General features: G+C 33.7%; 14 protein-coding genes. 4 read left to right on the top strand and 10 right to left on the bottom strand.

The window, feature by feature from the left end; genetic code table 11:
• A partial coding sequence (locus tag CSW08_RS13755; protein WP_203226825.1) for an IS3 family transposase occupies nucleotides 1-836 on the bottom strand: 836 nt, incomplete at its 3' end.
• Nucleotides 836-1,270, bottom strand: coding sequence for a transposase (locus CSW08_RS18295; protein ID WP_203226826.1), 435 nt, complete (start codon nucleotides 1,268-1,270; stop codon nucleotides 836-838). The genes CSW08_RS18295 and CSW08_RS13755, both read right to left, overlap by 1 nt.
• Before the next feature lie 361 nt (nucleotides 1,271-1,631).
• On the opposite strand from CSW08_RS18295, the gene CSW08_RS13750 reads away from it, so the two are divergent.
• A complete protein-coding gene (locus tag CSW08_RS13750; protein WP_106660443.1) occupies nucleotides 1,632-2,846 on the top strand; it encodes a site-specific integrase in 1,215 nt (404 codons plus the stop codon).
• Between the two features lie 445 nt (nucleotides 2,847-3,291).
• On the opposite strand, the gene CSW08_RS13745 is transcribed toward CSW08_RS13750, so the two are convergent.
• The 3 genes from CSW08_RS13745 to CSW08_RS13735 all read right to left on the bottom strand — a co-directional run bounded on the left by CSW08_RS13745 (nucleotide 3,292) and on the right by CSW08_RS13735 (nucleotide 8,650).
• Nucleotides 3,292-7,122 carry a ligand-binding sensor domain-containing protein gene (locus tag CSW08_RS13745; RefSeq protein ID WP_106660442.1) on the bottom strand — a complete coding sequence of 1,277 codons (3,831 nt, stop codon included), beginning with the start codon at nucleotides 7,120-7,122 and terminating at the stop codon, nucleotides 3,292-3,294.
• Between the two features lie 60 nt (nucleotides 7,123-7,182).
• Nucleotides 7,183-8,280: a Fic family protein gene (locus CSW08_RS13740; protein ID WP_106660441.1), complete on the bottom strand. Its 1,098-nt coding sequence runs from the start codon at nucleotides 8,278-8,280 to the stop codon at nucleotides 7,183-7,185.
• Between the two features lie 154 nt (nucleotides 8,281-8,434).
• The gene (locus tag CSW08_RS13735) at nucleotides 8,435-8,650 is read right to left on the bottom strand and encodes a helix-turn-helix domain-containing protein (protein WP_106660440.1); all 216 of its coding nucleotides are present in this window, start codon (nucleotides 8,648-8,650) and stop codon (nucleotides 8,435-8,437) included.
• A 157-nt stretch (nucleotides 8,651-8,807) separates the two neighbouring features.
• On the opposite strand from CSW08_RS13735, the gene CSW08_RS13730 reads away from it, so the two are divergent.
• A complete protein-coding gene (locus CSW08_RS13730) occupies nucleotides 8,808-9,686 on the top strand; it encodes a hypothetical protein (RefSeq protein WP_157831493.1) in 879 nt (292 codons plus the stop codon).
• A gap of 14 nt (nucleotides 9,687-9,700) precedes the next feature.
• The gene (locus tag CSW08_RS13725; protein WP_106660438.1) at nucleotides 9,701-10,093 is read left to right on the top strand and encodes a hypothetical protein; all 393 of its coding nucleotides are present in this window, start codon (nucleotides 9,701-9,703) and stop codon (nucleotides 10,091-10,093) included.
• A gap of 696 nt (nucleotides 10,094-10,789) precedes the next feature.
• Here the strand turns inward: CSW08_RS13725 and CSW08_RS13720 are convergent.
• The 3 genes from CSW08_RS13720 to CSW08_RS13710 all read right to left on the bottom strand — a co-directional run bounded on the left by CSW08_RS13720 (nucleotide 10,790) and on the right by CSW08_RS13710 (nucleotide 11,801).
• Nucleotides 10,790-10,987: a hypothetical protein gene (locus CSW08_RS13720; RefSeq protein ID WP_106660437.1), complete on the bottom strand. Its 198-nt coding sequence runs from the start codon at nucleotides 10,985-10,987 to the stop codon at nucleotides 10,790-10,792.
• Between the two features lie 18 nt (nucleotides 10,988-11,005).
• The gene (locus tag CSW08_RS13715; RefSeq protein WP_106660451.1) at nucleotides 11,006-11,386 is read right to left on the bottom strand and encodes a DUF6876 family protein; all 381 of its coding nucleotides are present in this window, start codon (nucleotides 11,384-11,386) and stop codon (nucleotides 11,006-11,008) included.
• Nucleotides 11,387-11,468: 82 nt separating this feature from the next.
• A complete protein-coding gene (locus CSW08_RS13710) occupies nucleotides 11,469-11,801 on the bottom strand; it encodes a single-stranded DNA-binding protein (RefSeq protein ID WP_106660436.1) in 333 nt (110 codons plus the stop codon).
• Between the two features lie 364 nt (nucleotides 11,802-12,165).
• On the opposite strand from CSW08_RS13710, the gene CSW08_RS18440 reads away from it, so the two are divergent.
• The gene (locus CSW08_RS18440) at nucleotides 12,166-12,291 is read left to right on the top strand and encodes a hypothetical protein (RefSeq protein ID WP_262496562.1); all 126 of its coding nucleotides are present in this window, start codon (nucleotides 12,166-12,168) and stop codon (nucleotides 12,289-12,291) included.
• Between the two features lie 308 nt (nucleotides 12,292-12,599).
• Here the strand turns inward: CSW08_RS18440 and CSW08_RS13700 are convergent, their stop codons facing one another.
• Nucleotides 12,600-12,758, bottom strand: a complete 159-nt coding sequence (locus CSW08_RS13700) for a hypothetical protein (RefSeq protein ID WP_157831492.1) — start codon at nucleotides 12,756-12,758, stop codon at nucleotides 12,600-12,602.
• Nucleotides 12,759-12,835: 77 nt separating this feature from the next.
• Entirely contained in the window at nucleotides 12,836-13,630 is a 795-nt protein-coding gene (locus tag CSW08_RS13695; protein WP_106660433.1) for a gluconate 5-dehydrogenase, read from the bottom strand.
• Nucleotides 13,631-13,637: the final 7 nt, after the last annotated feature.

Raw genomic sequence — 13,637 nt, 5'->3', positions numbered from 1 at the left:
TATTTAGTTTTATAGGTTTTCATTTTAAGTTTGTTTTGCTGGTGCATTAGATTTGGAGTCAGCATATGATTTGATAAATGCGGTCTTTTTTCATTATAAATCGCTACTGTTTCTTTAATTATTTGCTTCATAATTGGTAAGTCTTTGTTGTATTTGTCAATATTGAATTCCTGCTTTAAGATGCCGTTTATTCTTTCTGCCACAGCATTTTCGTAGGGATCAGAGTTTTGGGTCATACTTGGGTTTATTTTGTGCTTACTGAGTTCTTTTTGATATTCATTGGCGCAATATTGCAATCCTCTGTCAGAATGGTGTATCAACGGTAATCCCGTGTTTCCTCTCTGCTTAACAGCTAGTTTCAAAGCTACCAAACTGCTTTCTGTATTTAAATTATCAGACACATTATAGCCCACTATTTTCTTTGAATAAGCATCAGTTATCAAACTTAAATAACAAGGTTTCTCTCGTTTTCCGATATAAGTGATGTCCGACACCCAAACCTGTTCTGGCCTGGTTATTTGTAAATCCAGTAGTTGGTTTTTGTACTTTCTAAAGCGATGGTGTGAGTTTGTGGTTATGTGGTACGAACGCTTTGGAACGATCAATAAGTGGTTGGCCCTTAGTATATCAATAAATTTATCCCTTCCTATTTTCAATGTTTTTAAATCTTGATTTAGTAAATAGTACAACTTTTTGGCTCCTAACCTTGGCATTTGTGTTCTGATTTCTAAAACCATTTTCACAACCAATGCTGCCTTGTCCTGCTTGATAATGCGACGTTTTATACTTCGATAATAAACCTGTCTGTCTACCCCGAACAAAGTACAGGCAAACATTACTGTTTGTTTTTCTTGTTCTTTAAAATGGTCGATTGTTCGGGTGACGAGTTTTTTCGGATGTCAATTTGATATTCTTTTTCGGCAATATCAATCATCATATCGAATATGATGGCCTTCTTATCGGCAACGAAAGCTTGCTGTTCTAAAAATGCTTTTTGCTTTTCAAGTAGCTTGACCTTTGCTTCCAGTTCCATTATTTTTTGTTCAGGGGATTTTGGCATATTGGAGGGCGTTTTGTTTTCCCAATCAAAGCTACCAAATTTTCTTAACCATTCAACTATTGTTGAACGTGCCTGGATCCCATATTTGCGGCAAGCTTCATGAGTTGACAACTTGCCATGTTCAATTTCCTGAACTACTTGTAGTTTAAAAGACATTGTGTAGTCTTTCTGTGTACGCTTTACATAGCGGTTTTCTTGGTGGTTTTCCATAAGGATACTTTTTGTGTATCGCTATTTCAGGACAAGACACATTTTTGAATAAAAAAAGCCTCCTAGAAATCGGGAGGCTTTTAAAACTTTTTTTAAAGTACGGGCGGGGAGACTCGAACTCCCACACCTCGCGGCACTAGATCCTAAGTCTAGCGTATATTTGCACAAAGAAAGTCAAATCTATTGATTTACAATTGATTACATTTTTATTAATATATTTTGATTCTGTTTAAAACCAAAGGAATTCAATAAATGTTGTACCTATGTTGTACCCAAAAATCCTAAGAATAACGTACCTTTAAAGTGGATTTTTGATAAAATGTTGTACCTGATTTGACTTTCGCAAGAAAACAGGTAAACAATGTCTTCAAGTGCAAAAATAGTTCTTCGCAAAAAGCCCAATGTCATTGGGCTTTACCCGCTTGCTATTCGAATTACCAAAAACCGCCGATCCACTTTCAAAAATATTGGTCACTACATTGATATTGAAGACTGGGACGGGAAAAATCTTGAAGTCAAAAGGTCACATTCAAACGCAGAGGGGCTAAATAATCTTTTGTCCTCTAAATTATCGGAGGTTCGTAAAGGTTTAATTAAGCTTCAAACAGAAGGCAAAGATGCGTCTGCAAGACAAATTAAAGCTGAAATATACAAACCAACTTCTAGTTTGACTTTTTTTGATTATGCTGATGAACATCTTCAAGCTCTGGAAGCTGAAGAGAAAATTAACCGACATTCTGCCGATTCTGCTTGGATTGGATTTATTGTGAAATACTGTAAAACAAGACAGCTTACCTTTCAGGAAATTGACGATCGGTTTTTGAGGAAATTCAAAACCTTTCTGAAAGGTCCTTCTGAACTTTCCGAAACTTCAGCTATGAATGTTATGATCCTTATACGTCTTTTGTTTAATCGTGCTATTAAAGATAAGGCAATTAACAAAGAACTATATCCCTTTGGGATTGGTAAATTCAAAATTAAATTTCCAGAAACAGAAAAGATTGGATTGAACCAGCAGGAAATAAAGAAACTTCAAAAAATTGACAATCTTTCAGATATAGAAAAACATTCCTTAAATGTATGGCTGTACAGCTTTTACTTTGCTGGGATGCGAGTTTCAGATGTCCTATTTACCCGCTGGTCACAGATATACGATGGCCGTATGCACTATAGAATGGGGAAGAATTCCAAATTATTGTCTTTAAAAATACCCGATAAAGTTGCTGAAATTTTAGCGGAATATGTATTTGAAAAATCAAGTGATGATGATTTTATTTTTCCCGAAATGCGAAAAGCAGACCTTAACAATGCTAAGGACATATACAACAAAATAAAAACTGCTACAAAAAAGCTCAATGACAATTTAAAGTCCATCATGAAAAAAGCAGGGATTAATAAAAAAGTTACAATGCATATTGCAAGACATACTTTCGGAAATATTGCTGGAGATTCGATTCATCCATTAATGTTACAAAAATTATATCGCCACAGCAATCTAAAAACCACCATAAATTACCAAGGCAATTTTATTCATAAAGAGGCTGATGATGCCCTAAACAGGGTTCTCAATTTCTAATCAATAGTACTATATCACTCATAAAAACTAAAAAAAGACATTAATCAAGCCTTAAACAATTTGCTGCAAAAGAACAAAATTACATAGTGAACAGCAAGACAGAGCGTGGATGGTTTTAAGCGAAAACTTTAGCGAGATAGCTACGTCCGAATATGGACAGGCATTCCTCTCCTCATAATTTATTTATTACTTCTAACTCTTGGAAAGTTGTAATACACAATTTATAATTCCGCGGAGGGATTATAACCCCATCCGAAACCTGTAATGTTTATAGGTGTTTGAAGATGTCATTAATTTGAGGTGGCTATATAACTACCTTATTAATTAAATTGGTTTGTTGGCCAATGACTTTCAATCTGAAATCTAAGGTATGAAATTTTGTTAATTAAAACAATCAAAATACCTTTCCCGGTTTCTTTAAGGAAATAAAGTAAAATTCGCTGTGTTACATTCCTAGAAAACCTTCATCATCTCTTATTTCCTCAATTTTAATAACCTTTTCATAGTGTTCGATTTCATTTTTAACCCATTCTTTAACTTTTTCAAGTTTATGATTTTGTAGTTGCTCGACTAACTTTAATCTAGCAGCCAAAAAGGGAACTCTTGAACCCCATGTAGTCATTGAATGAAGATTAGCAGACAATTCATTAATAAAATTATCATCCTCTCCAAATATATTTATTAATGATTCCGTATAATAAAACCAGTCATTCCCAGTTTCATCGAAAAGAGGAGCTACTCTGATTATCCATGGAGCAAATTCTTTGTTTTTCAATAGCCATTCCAAAAGATAATTATTTCGTTCTTCATTTTTAAAAAATGGATGCTTGGGACCAACCCCACTAATAAAATTCATATCAAAAACATTCCAAAAAAGAATTAAATTCTTATCCAAGATCAATTTTGAATAAATATTCCAAGAATTTTTAAAATCAATATCTAAAGTCATATTAGCAATATTAGCAATATGTGGATCACCACTAGCATATAATGACAAAGACTCATAATATTGAACAATATGCTTTGATAGAACTGCACAAAACTTATCACCGAATGATTTAATTAATAAAATCATTATTTCTTCCCAAGAATATAAATCAATTATTCTATTCTTACTAATAAGAATTAATAAATTTGTCTCTTCAACAATAGATTTTATATAATTTAAAATATTTTGATTTATGTCAACCCTGCTGTTTTTAGAAACCCAAATCAAAGTACTAAATGTATCTATAATTAAAAGTTGCCCATTTTCGAATTTTTTAATTAATTCAAAATATTTTTTTAAATCATAAGGACTTAATTTAACGACATCATTCTTTATTAGTTCTAATTTATTAGAATTAATATCTTTATTTTCAATTAAACTTATTAAATTAAAAATATTATCAAAATCAAGTTCTACAAAACGTAAAATATTAAACGCAAAAGAGGATTTTTTTAATATTAGAATATTGAAAATTTCTCTTTTTCTTGCTTCTTCTAAAACAGAAATATAACCAAAGAAAAACGAAATGTTATATCGTTCATTTTCAATTTTTTGCAATTCTAAAATTAGATTGTCTATAAAATCTTTATTATATTCACTCAGCTCTGATAGTTTTTTTCCAAAATCAAATGCATTATATTGATTACCAACTAAAAGATTTCTGAAATATGGTTGAATATCTATTTTTTTTTCTATTACCTCTTCTGCAAATTTTTCAGCTAATCTTTTACCTCTGTCTACATATTCTTCTTCATCTTTTATTGTTTTAATTATTATCTTAGGTTCAGAAACATTATATAGTATTTTTTCTTCTATAGTATTGGTTTTTAAAAGTTCTACGTAAGTATTAATAAATTCACGTTGTTTTTCATTGATTCTAACAAAACTACCTTGTGAATATAGACTTTTAATGAAATCATCTCTATCAACAACATTTTTTATTATACCATCTAAAACAACTTTCAATTTGTTCATTTCAAAATGAAATTCAAATAAATTATTAATATTTGAGTAAATAATCTTTTGGGCTGAAAATTGAAATTGATTTTCGTGAAAAGTAAATTTTGATAATAATTCTATAATATTAATCCTATAATCGTTTATCTCTTTTTGATTTTTTGGATAATAATCTTCTAATGGTAATAAACCTCCTTGTTTTTCTGCACCTCCCATTTTATGAAGATTATATGTTGGAGTAAAAGCCCTTCCACAAGCTTTTATTACCAAAGCATCAAAATCAGAATCTTCTTTTTCTATAGCCCATTTTAAAACTTCTATTCTTGGATCATAGCCAACTTCTGTTCCTGCTAAATATATTCTAAAAAGTTGTGTAAAATAATCAGTCGCATTATTAGAATAATATGTTTCAATTTCTGCTGCAGCAAAACTCATCAAAACTTTTGTGGATTCAAGAAAAGTGTCCTCTCTAAAACATAACTTTTCAAGAGCCCAAACCAAATTTTGTCTAGCTTCTACAATTGATGTTAAATATTCTTTAGGTTTATTTAAATAATTTTTAGTTAAAACTTTTACAGTTGCCTTTGGATTCACAGTTACAATTGAGCGAAAAAGGCGTGAACCCATATTAGAATTTAAAATTTCCGCTGTAGAAAAATTTCCATTAACACCCCAAATTGTTTCAACAAACTCTTTTGCTTTGTTTACACTTCCAAGTTGACTTAGTTGATCTGCCAGTGGAGTGATCAAGTTTTTAGGAATACTCCCAATAAATGGCTCGTAATTAAGAATGTTCAATTCTTCCCAGAATAAAATTGATAATTTCAATGAAAGAGGGTTAGGTCTTATTATTATTTTATTTCCTCTTCTTTCTAAAACTCCCTTGCTTAAATATTTCTTTAAAAGAATTTCAACATCATTTATATCTATATTTAAAAAATTTGAAAAAAACCGGACATGTTCTAAAAGTAAATTATAATTATTTTTATCAATCAAGTAAAAATCTTCTGTTGGATATTCAAAATATTTAAAAACTGAACACAATTTTAAAACTTTAAAATCCAAGTGATTGATAACTTCTCTACCAAATATTAATTTCTCGAGTAATTCTCTATCAAAGCCTTGATTTAAATCTCTTTTGTGAATTGCTGCTCTAACGAAGTTTATTGCCATTTTAGGATTGCCTTCTGAAAAGCTTATAAGGTAGTTTATATCATTATCTGATAATGTACTATTACGATACTGATTTTTCAATATATCTTCAACAACAGAATTAAACATTTCACCTTTTAATTCAATTAGATTGTATGTGTCATTGTTTGAAAGATTACACTTCTCATAATCAATAGTAATAAGAGTTTGTAAACTACCAGACCTACAAACTTCTTCAAGAAATTTATTATGATTTTTAGGGTCACAATTATCTAAAACCAATACTGCTGGAAAAGTAGTAACTGTGCTTCTTATAAAATCAAAGATATTTTGAATATTTCCTTTACCTACATCAAAATAAATTAAGCTTTCAGAAATTGACTTTCTATTTAAATCAAAATTACCATCACCATCAGGTTCACCTGGTGAGAATATTTCACAAGTTAATCTTGTTTTACCAATACCTGATACACCCTCAATTCTAATGTTCAAATTATTAAAAATATCAGTTCTGATTTTTTCAATTAAACTGTCTATATCTGCATTTGTTTTAAAATCGTTTGAATTACTATTATGTGATTTTAATTCAGACCAAATTTGTAACCCAAGCGGTTTAACTATACCACTACATAATTGTACAAATGAAACCGCTGAAATATATTCATTTGTCCAATCTCTAATTAGGTTTGCATCGTAAATTTTAATTTTTGCTTTCTCAGCAAATGATTTACCTTCCGCTTTTTCAATACTATCTCTGATAGCTTTCAGTCTTTGGCTTATACTTTCATTTCTAACCGACTCAACATAAGCTTCTTTAATAAAAAGGATGTATGTTCCGTTGTTGATTAAGACATCTTTGACTTGAGTTTTTAAAATATCCGCATCTGAATTTTTTCTCTTTTTCTCTAATATCTCTTTGGAACACTCAGAAACTGCCATTTCAGTTGCTTTACACTGAAACAAACAATATTTATCTATCACCCATTTTGAATCTTTATTATCATCAGTTGTAATCCTTCCGTCTTCCCCACCGTCAGCAGTAGTAATATTTTGTGGAACATTAATATAACAATTTTGGAAATTGTATTTTTTATACTCCAAATGAAGTAATTTTAACAAAAGTTCAGTAAGCTGTTCAGCCTTTAAACTTTTTATATTTTCAAGAGATATTGTATTCATGTCTATTTTTTATTAAACTTTTAAACCAACAGTAAAGAGCTTTTGGACTCTTATAATTGTTTATTTCTCTTTTAAAACTTCTAATAGTCGGAAATTGAGGTATAATTTTTCTTTCCCCACTTGTTCACTTTTTAAGAAACCCATTTTTTCTAGTTCCTTAAGATAATTACCTACCGTTTTTAGATTTCCTAATCCTGCCTTTTCTAATTGATTTCTTTTGGTATAGGGTAATCTAAATAATTCTTCCATTAAATCTTTGGAATATATTTTAGGCAGTTTATTTTGTATTTCTGTAGCCATGTGATTCATTAACTCTTCTATTTTAGCAATCTGTTCCCTTCCCTTTAATGCCGTTTGCTCAACCATATCTAACATAAATATAATCCAATCTTGCCAATTGTCTTCTTCGGTTACTTTTCTTAAATTGATATAATATTCGGCTTTATGTTGAATAATATAACTACTTAAAAATAATGCTGGTAATTCCAATAAATGAGTCATTTTGAGATAGAGTAATAAAATGATTCTTCCAGTACGTCCATTACCATCAAAGAATGGGTGTATGGCTTCAAATTGATAATGAATGATTGCCATTTTTACCAAAGGGTCAATGTTATCCTCAGCATGGATAAAGTCTTCTAAATTTTTCAGTTTCTCCCTTATCACATTTTCTCCTTCGGGTGGTGTATAAACAACTGTGTTTGTTGCAGGGTTTTTTAATTGTGTGCCTGGTGCATTTCTAATACTGGATTGATTTTCTTTAATAATCTGTGCTAAAGCAATGAATAAATTCGTGTTCAAAATGGGACGCTTTTCAATTTGTTCTACGCCATACCATAAAGCATCTTTATAATGCATGACCTCTTTAGTAGCTGGATTATCATTTTTTTTGTCAGCTATTGAGGCTTTGAATAATTCGTCTTGGGTTGTAATAATGTTTTCAATAGCAGAACTTGCTTGGGCTTCTTGCAAGTTGATGGTATCAATAAATAACGTTGGATTTGGCAAGTTGGTTATAGCCCCTTTTAGCTCAGACAAAGCTCTACTGGCACTAATGGTCTTTTTTAGAATGACCTTGTTTTCTATTTCCGCGAGCGGCGGCAATGGCGGTAAACTGTTGTATGGTACCTCTGGATTATATATTGTCTTGCTATTCATACTTGTAATTTTAACAAGGGTACTTTTCGCCCTTGTTTCCTATTCAAGCGTAAATATAGCCATTTTTTACTCTCGTTTTACTTTTGTAGGTAAAATTTGCCCTCGTTCGATGAAATCAAACTTAATATTTATATTTTCCCTTTTATATAGGAAACTACTTATTCAGTTTAATGTCTTTACACACCTCTTTTAGCATATCACAAGGATTTACTTCTATTGCCAAGGCGATTTTATAAAGTTCATTAACCCTTAGTTTTGTTTTAGTATTATTGGATAGTTCATTAAGCCGTGTGGTGTTGATTCCTGTTTTTCTAGAAACATCAGATCGGTTAATTGATCTTCTAGATAAAAATAATCCAAGTTCGGTCATTATTGCGTTTTTAGGAATATAAATTTACTTATTAAGAACGTCTATTACAATTTGAGTAAATTTTAATTGTTACTTTTTACTGATTTTAAAATAAATATTCCTATTTTAGTAATAAATATATATTTATTAGGAATTAATATTTTTAAAAATGATAAATATGAAGACAAAAATCCCCTCAAAATTCCCATTTCAGAAGGAACTTATAGCCCTAATTAAAAAGGAACTGCCATTACATTCGGTATATGTCATTAGCCAATATCCCGAAAAAAGGAAACAGGACATCTATTTGACACCCATCAATAAGAACATCAAAAAGCAGGTAACCTATACCTTACTTATCATTGGACATAAATCACCACGTAAGAACCTTGGGGATCTTATGGCTTACCTCTACAACAAAACGGAACAGCGATGCAAGGTATATGCCATTTTCCATACCCTTGCCAACATCATGGACAGGATTGATGTGGGGGATAATTTCTTGACTCGAATTATTTCACAGACCCCCTGTATGTACAAAGAGGATGATGCCCTTCTGAGGTTCAGCCAATACCAGATATGTTTCCACAAGCTTGTATATAAAAGTATAAAAGAAGGTTGGATGAACCGTATGAAAAGAGCGGACTATTTGCTAACGGTAATAAATACCATAGAGGATAATGAAGAACCCAATTCCAAATTGGCAGTGGCAAACTGTGCCATGGAACAGATGTGCTTGGCACTATTGAACCTATTTTGGGAATATAAGCCTCAGCATTATTCATTGGATTACTTATTGCACCTATGCACCCACTTCACCCAATTGCCAAACAGGATATTCCCAAGGACGACGTTCGGTCTGCAAAGGCAATATTATATGCTCTGTAATGCACAGGACATCATACGTTTCAAGGACAAAAATGAATTTTCAAAAAATGATGCCCATAAGGTCGCCAAACTATGTGAACGGTTCTATGGGGAAGCCTTAACCATAGGGAAGGAACAATTAAAACACCTCAAAGAAATCCATTGCCAGCAGGATGTAAAATCCCAATAAGGGACATAAAGCCAATGAAAATAAAAAAAGCAATCATTAAAAATCCCCACATGGAAACAAACAGCACACCGAACAGGACGGATTGGGAAAAACTGGAGGAAGCCATTAAACTCTTGAACCCAAGAACCCGCAAGCACTACAAAAGGGAAGACAACGTAACGATGCAGGAAGTGACCTTTGAGGTAGAGGATAACGGCGAACTGCGTTATATCATATCCTGCCTATTGAGGACATGCATCTTGGCATTAGACAGCGAGAACGACTTTGCATCGCCAAGACTATTAAATTGCTCCAAGGAACTGACCATAGCGACCGTACTGGACCTGGTCGATAGCCTATTGCCAGATGCCCAGTTGACAAGCTATGATGCCATTGAAAAACTGTTATTGGAAAAGAGCCAAGAATAGGAATAAAAGCGTTAAATTGGGGATTACCAATAGATGTCGGCATTATGATTTTTTACGGATTAAAAGCCCCAACATCTATCGAGCTAATACTATGAAGTGTTTTTGGAAAATTAAGAGTACAAAGTTCCTTTTTTAGTAAAAAAATCATTGGTTTTACTGGGCTATCCGCATTTTTTAGTAAAAACCAAATTTCAAGAACTTTATAAGCACTTCTAAAACTTCAAAAGACACCAAAAAGCAGCAAAGGGTATTAAAGGCCTGCTTTTTCACGGAAAAAAACATTGATTTTATTGACTTACGGGTGTTTTTCCGTGAAAAATGATTGGAATTAAATTCATTTAGACACTCGAAACCACCAAGAACTAAGGGGGAACAAAACGTAACATCGCTTTAGCGTGTTACCCTCTTGCTTTTCGATTTTGTCCCGTCAGGGACCAAAATTTTCAAACAACCTGACCATTAAAGTTTGTTGTTTTTCATTGTGTTACCACTTCATTTAAAGTTATTGGTTTCCAGTAGAATATTCAAATGGGGATTGGTTTCAAATGATTGGTTTTGATAACGAAACATATGATTTTTGTGGATGGCTTACATTTGAACGTCAGGTTTTTTTAATTGGTCCTAACTTTTATAAAGAAAAAGACCCTTGAAATCCAAAGGTCTTTTCCCATATATGTTTTATTCAGTGATTAAGCTTCATATATTAAACACATAAGTGTAACTATATAAATTTTTTACGGCTTCTTCATGCAAAACATCTTCAAAGTTTAAATAGTGTTTTTCAGCATAGGCTTTAAGGTCGCTCCCAAATCTTCGCTTGACATCTGCTTTTGAATCGGACAGTAAGCGTTCTTGGGTCTCGGCATCCAGATTGTTGTAATTGAGGTAAATCATAACGAGCTGTTTTTATGTTCAGTACTCGCTCGGAAGCATGAGCGTGTTATTTACAAAATACATCCGTAACTCGTCCAGTGGAAAATCCGTAACGTTATAGCGGTGCGTTTCCAAAATGGTTTCATTGCCATCGGTATAATTGATGATGGCTTCACAGCCTTTTTGCTGTCTTTCCGATTCCGAAAGACGTTTAAAATCAATGGTTATAAAATAGCTTTTATCCATAAGGCTCTTGGCGATTACGGAGGCATCGGTTATGAGCCAAAAACAGCCAGCTTTTTCAGCCAAATAATGAATGCCGTCCGTGAACCGTGTCCGTATCAATGGCAATTGGAAAAATTGTTCTGTGCCACAAAATTGTTGCAGGCTTTCCTGTAATGTTTTATTTTTATCGTTCATTGTTTCCATTTTTAAATGATGTGAAATAGTTAAAAAAGAGGGTGTTAGATAAAAGGGGACACCCTCTTTCATTTTTAGTGGATTAGCTTCCCAAAAGGAGCAGTTCACCCACTACCACTTCGGTCACATAACGTTTTACGCCTTCTTTGTCCTCGTAACTTCTGGAGGTCAATTTGCCATTAATGGCTAATTCCTTGCCCTTGGTGACGTACTTTTCAATAATGTCCGCGGTCTTGCCCCAAGCCACGAGGTTGTGCCAATCGGTGTTGGTCTGTTTGTCCCCCTTGCTGTCCTTGTAGGATTCATTGGTTGCCAATGATAGGCGGGCAACTTTCTTACCGCTCTCCAAAATGGTAATGGTTGGCTCTTGACCAACGTTCCCAACTAACTGTACATTGTTTTTTAGTGTACTCATGATTAAAAATTTAAAAGGTTCATACTATGCCCCCTATGGTTCTAAAATGGTTCACATTTTAAGGGGTGCGTTGTTCGATTTCCTCAAGCGCAGCACCATGGATGGCGTGGGTTTTGTCAAGACTTTTGGAAAACAAATCAGGAGTGTCTGCGACGTAGCAAAACCTGCCTGCCGGCAGGCAGATCCTTAGGTTTTCAAGGAAGTAGATACCTTATTTTTTTTCAAAACTTCGCAAGGTCTTGACAAGTTCCACTAGGGGATTAGCAATGCTTTTAAACACATTTGAGACCCGAGCGTACAGACAGTTAAGCGACGGGAGCACATGGGTTTATATTAGCAGTGCTTATGCCCTGCCTGTTTTTCGATGCCCCGAAAAACAAGCAAAGGCGCCATCCATTATAAACCCCTTAAAATGGCTCGGGACAGGCATTGGGTTTTAAAGGATTGGCAAGCAACGCCCAGGGAAGGTGTTGCCGACAATCCTGTTTAAAAAACCCAAGGCTTGGCTTTCCGTTATCATCTTTTTAAATCCAAATCTTCATAACAGTTCCGATGAAGCGGACTTCATGTTACGGTATTGTATTGGGAGCGTGCGTGCCTGCCTCCCGATAGCTATCGGGATATGGCAGGAGTTAGCAAAGCGGAGATGCAAAACCGTGGCATGGTGTCCAAGATTTTGCCATGAAGCGCATTTTCCGGAATGGAGCTTGCGCAATGCAGTGGAAATGGGCTGCAATGGTTTTATTCCAATTTAAAAGCCACCAACAATCCCAAAAAGGACCATTAGTGGCTTAAATTTTACTTAACCGATCTATTGAGTTTGGAAATCCGTTCCATCTGTCGGCTCAGTCTTTTATCCGCAATGGCCTTTTGTTCATTTTCAAAATCCTCAATTGGGATGGTACCAAAACTTTCCGCAAGCCCCCTTAGCGCGATGGCTTCACTATACGTTGGCAAAGCTGATTTGAAGGTATGAAAACCCACGTTATTGTTTCAATAGTATTAATAAATGATAAACTAGTTGCTTTTCATTTTTAATTTTCATTGGCTGGTTTACCAATGGTCGCAAGAATTCCACCATCTACATATAGAATATGACCATTTACAAAATCGCTTGCTTTTGAGGAAAGAAAAATGGCCGCTCCTTGTAAATCTTCAGGATATCCCCAACGACCTGCTGGTGTTCTGCTAATTATAAACTCATTAAACGGATGCCCATCCACTCTTATAGGAGCCGTTTGGCTTGTTGCAAAATAACCCGGGCCGATGCCATTTGTTTGAATATTATACTTGGCCCATTCCGTAGCCATATTTTTGGTCAACATTTTTAAACCTCCTTTTGCTGCTGCGTAAGCACTAACTGAGTCCCTACCAAGTTCACTCATCATGGAACAGATGTTTATTATCTTTCCACCGCCTCTTTTAATCATGCCTCTAGCAACATGTTTCGAAACAATAAAAGGAGCGACTAAATCCACCTGGATTACAGCATTGAAATCTCTTACTTCCATATCTATAATAGGTGTTCGTTTTATTATTCCAGCATTGTTTACCAGAATATCAATTGCACCTACCTCACTTTCAATTTTCTCTATGCTATCTTTGACCTGCTCTTCATTTGTTACATCAAAAAGATAACCAAAAGTATTCAAATCTAAAGCCTTATATTCTGAAACAGCATTATCCAACTTAACCTGTGATGAAGCCCCATTAATTACCAATGTTGCACCTGCCTTACCTAGACCTATTGCCATGGCCTGTCCCAAACCATGTGTACCACCCGTAATTAATGCTATTTTTCCTGTTAAATCAAATAAATTTATTGACATGTATGTT

This window comes from Confluentibacter flavum (assembly GCF_002843175.1).
Taxonomy (GTDB): Bacteria; Bacteroidota; Bacteroidia; order Flavobacteriales; family Flavobacteriaceae; genus Confluentibacter; species Confluentibacter flavum.
The sequence above is the reverse complement of the archived record's forward strand: the minus strand, read 5'-3'. Positions and strand labels throughout refer to the sequence as shown.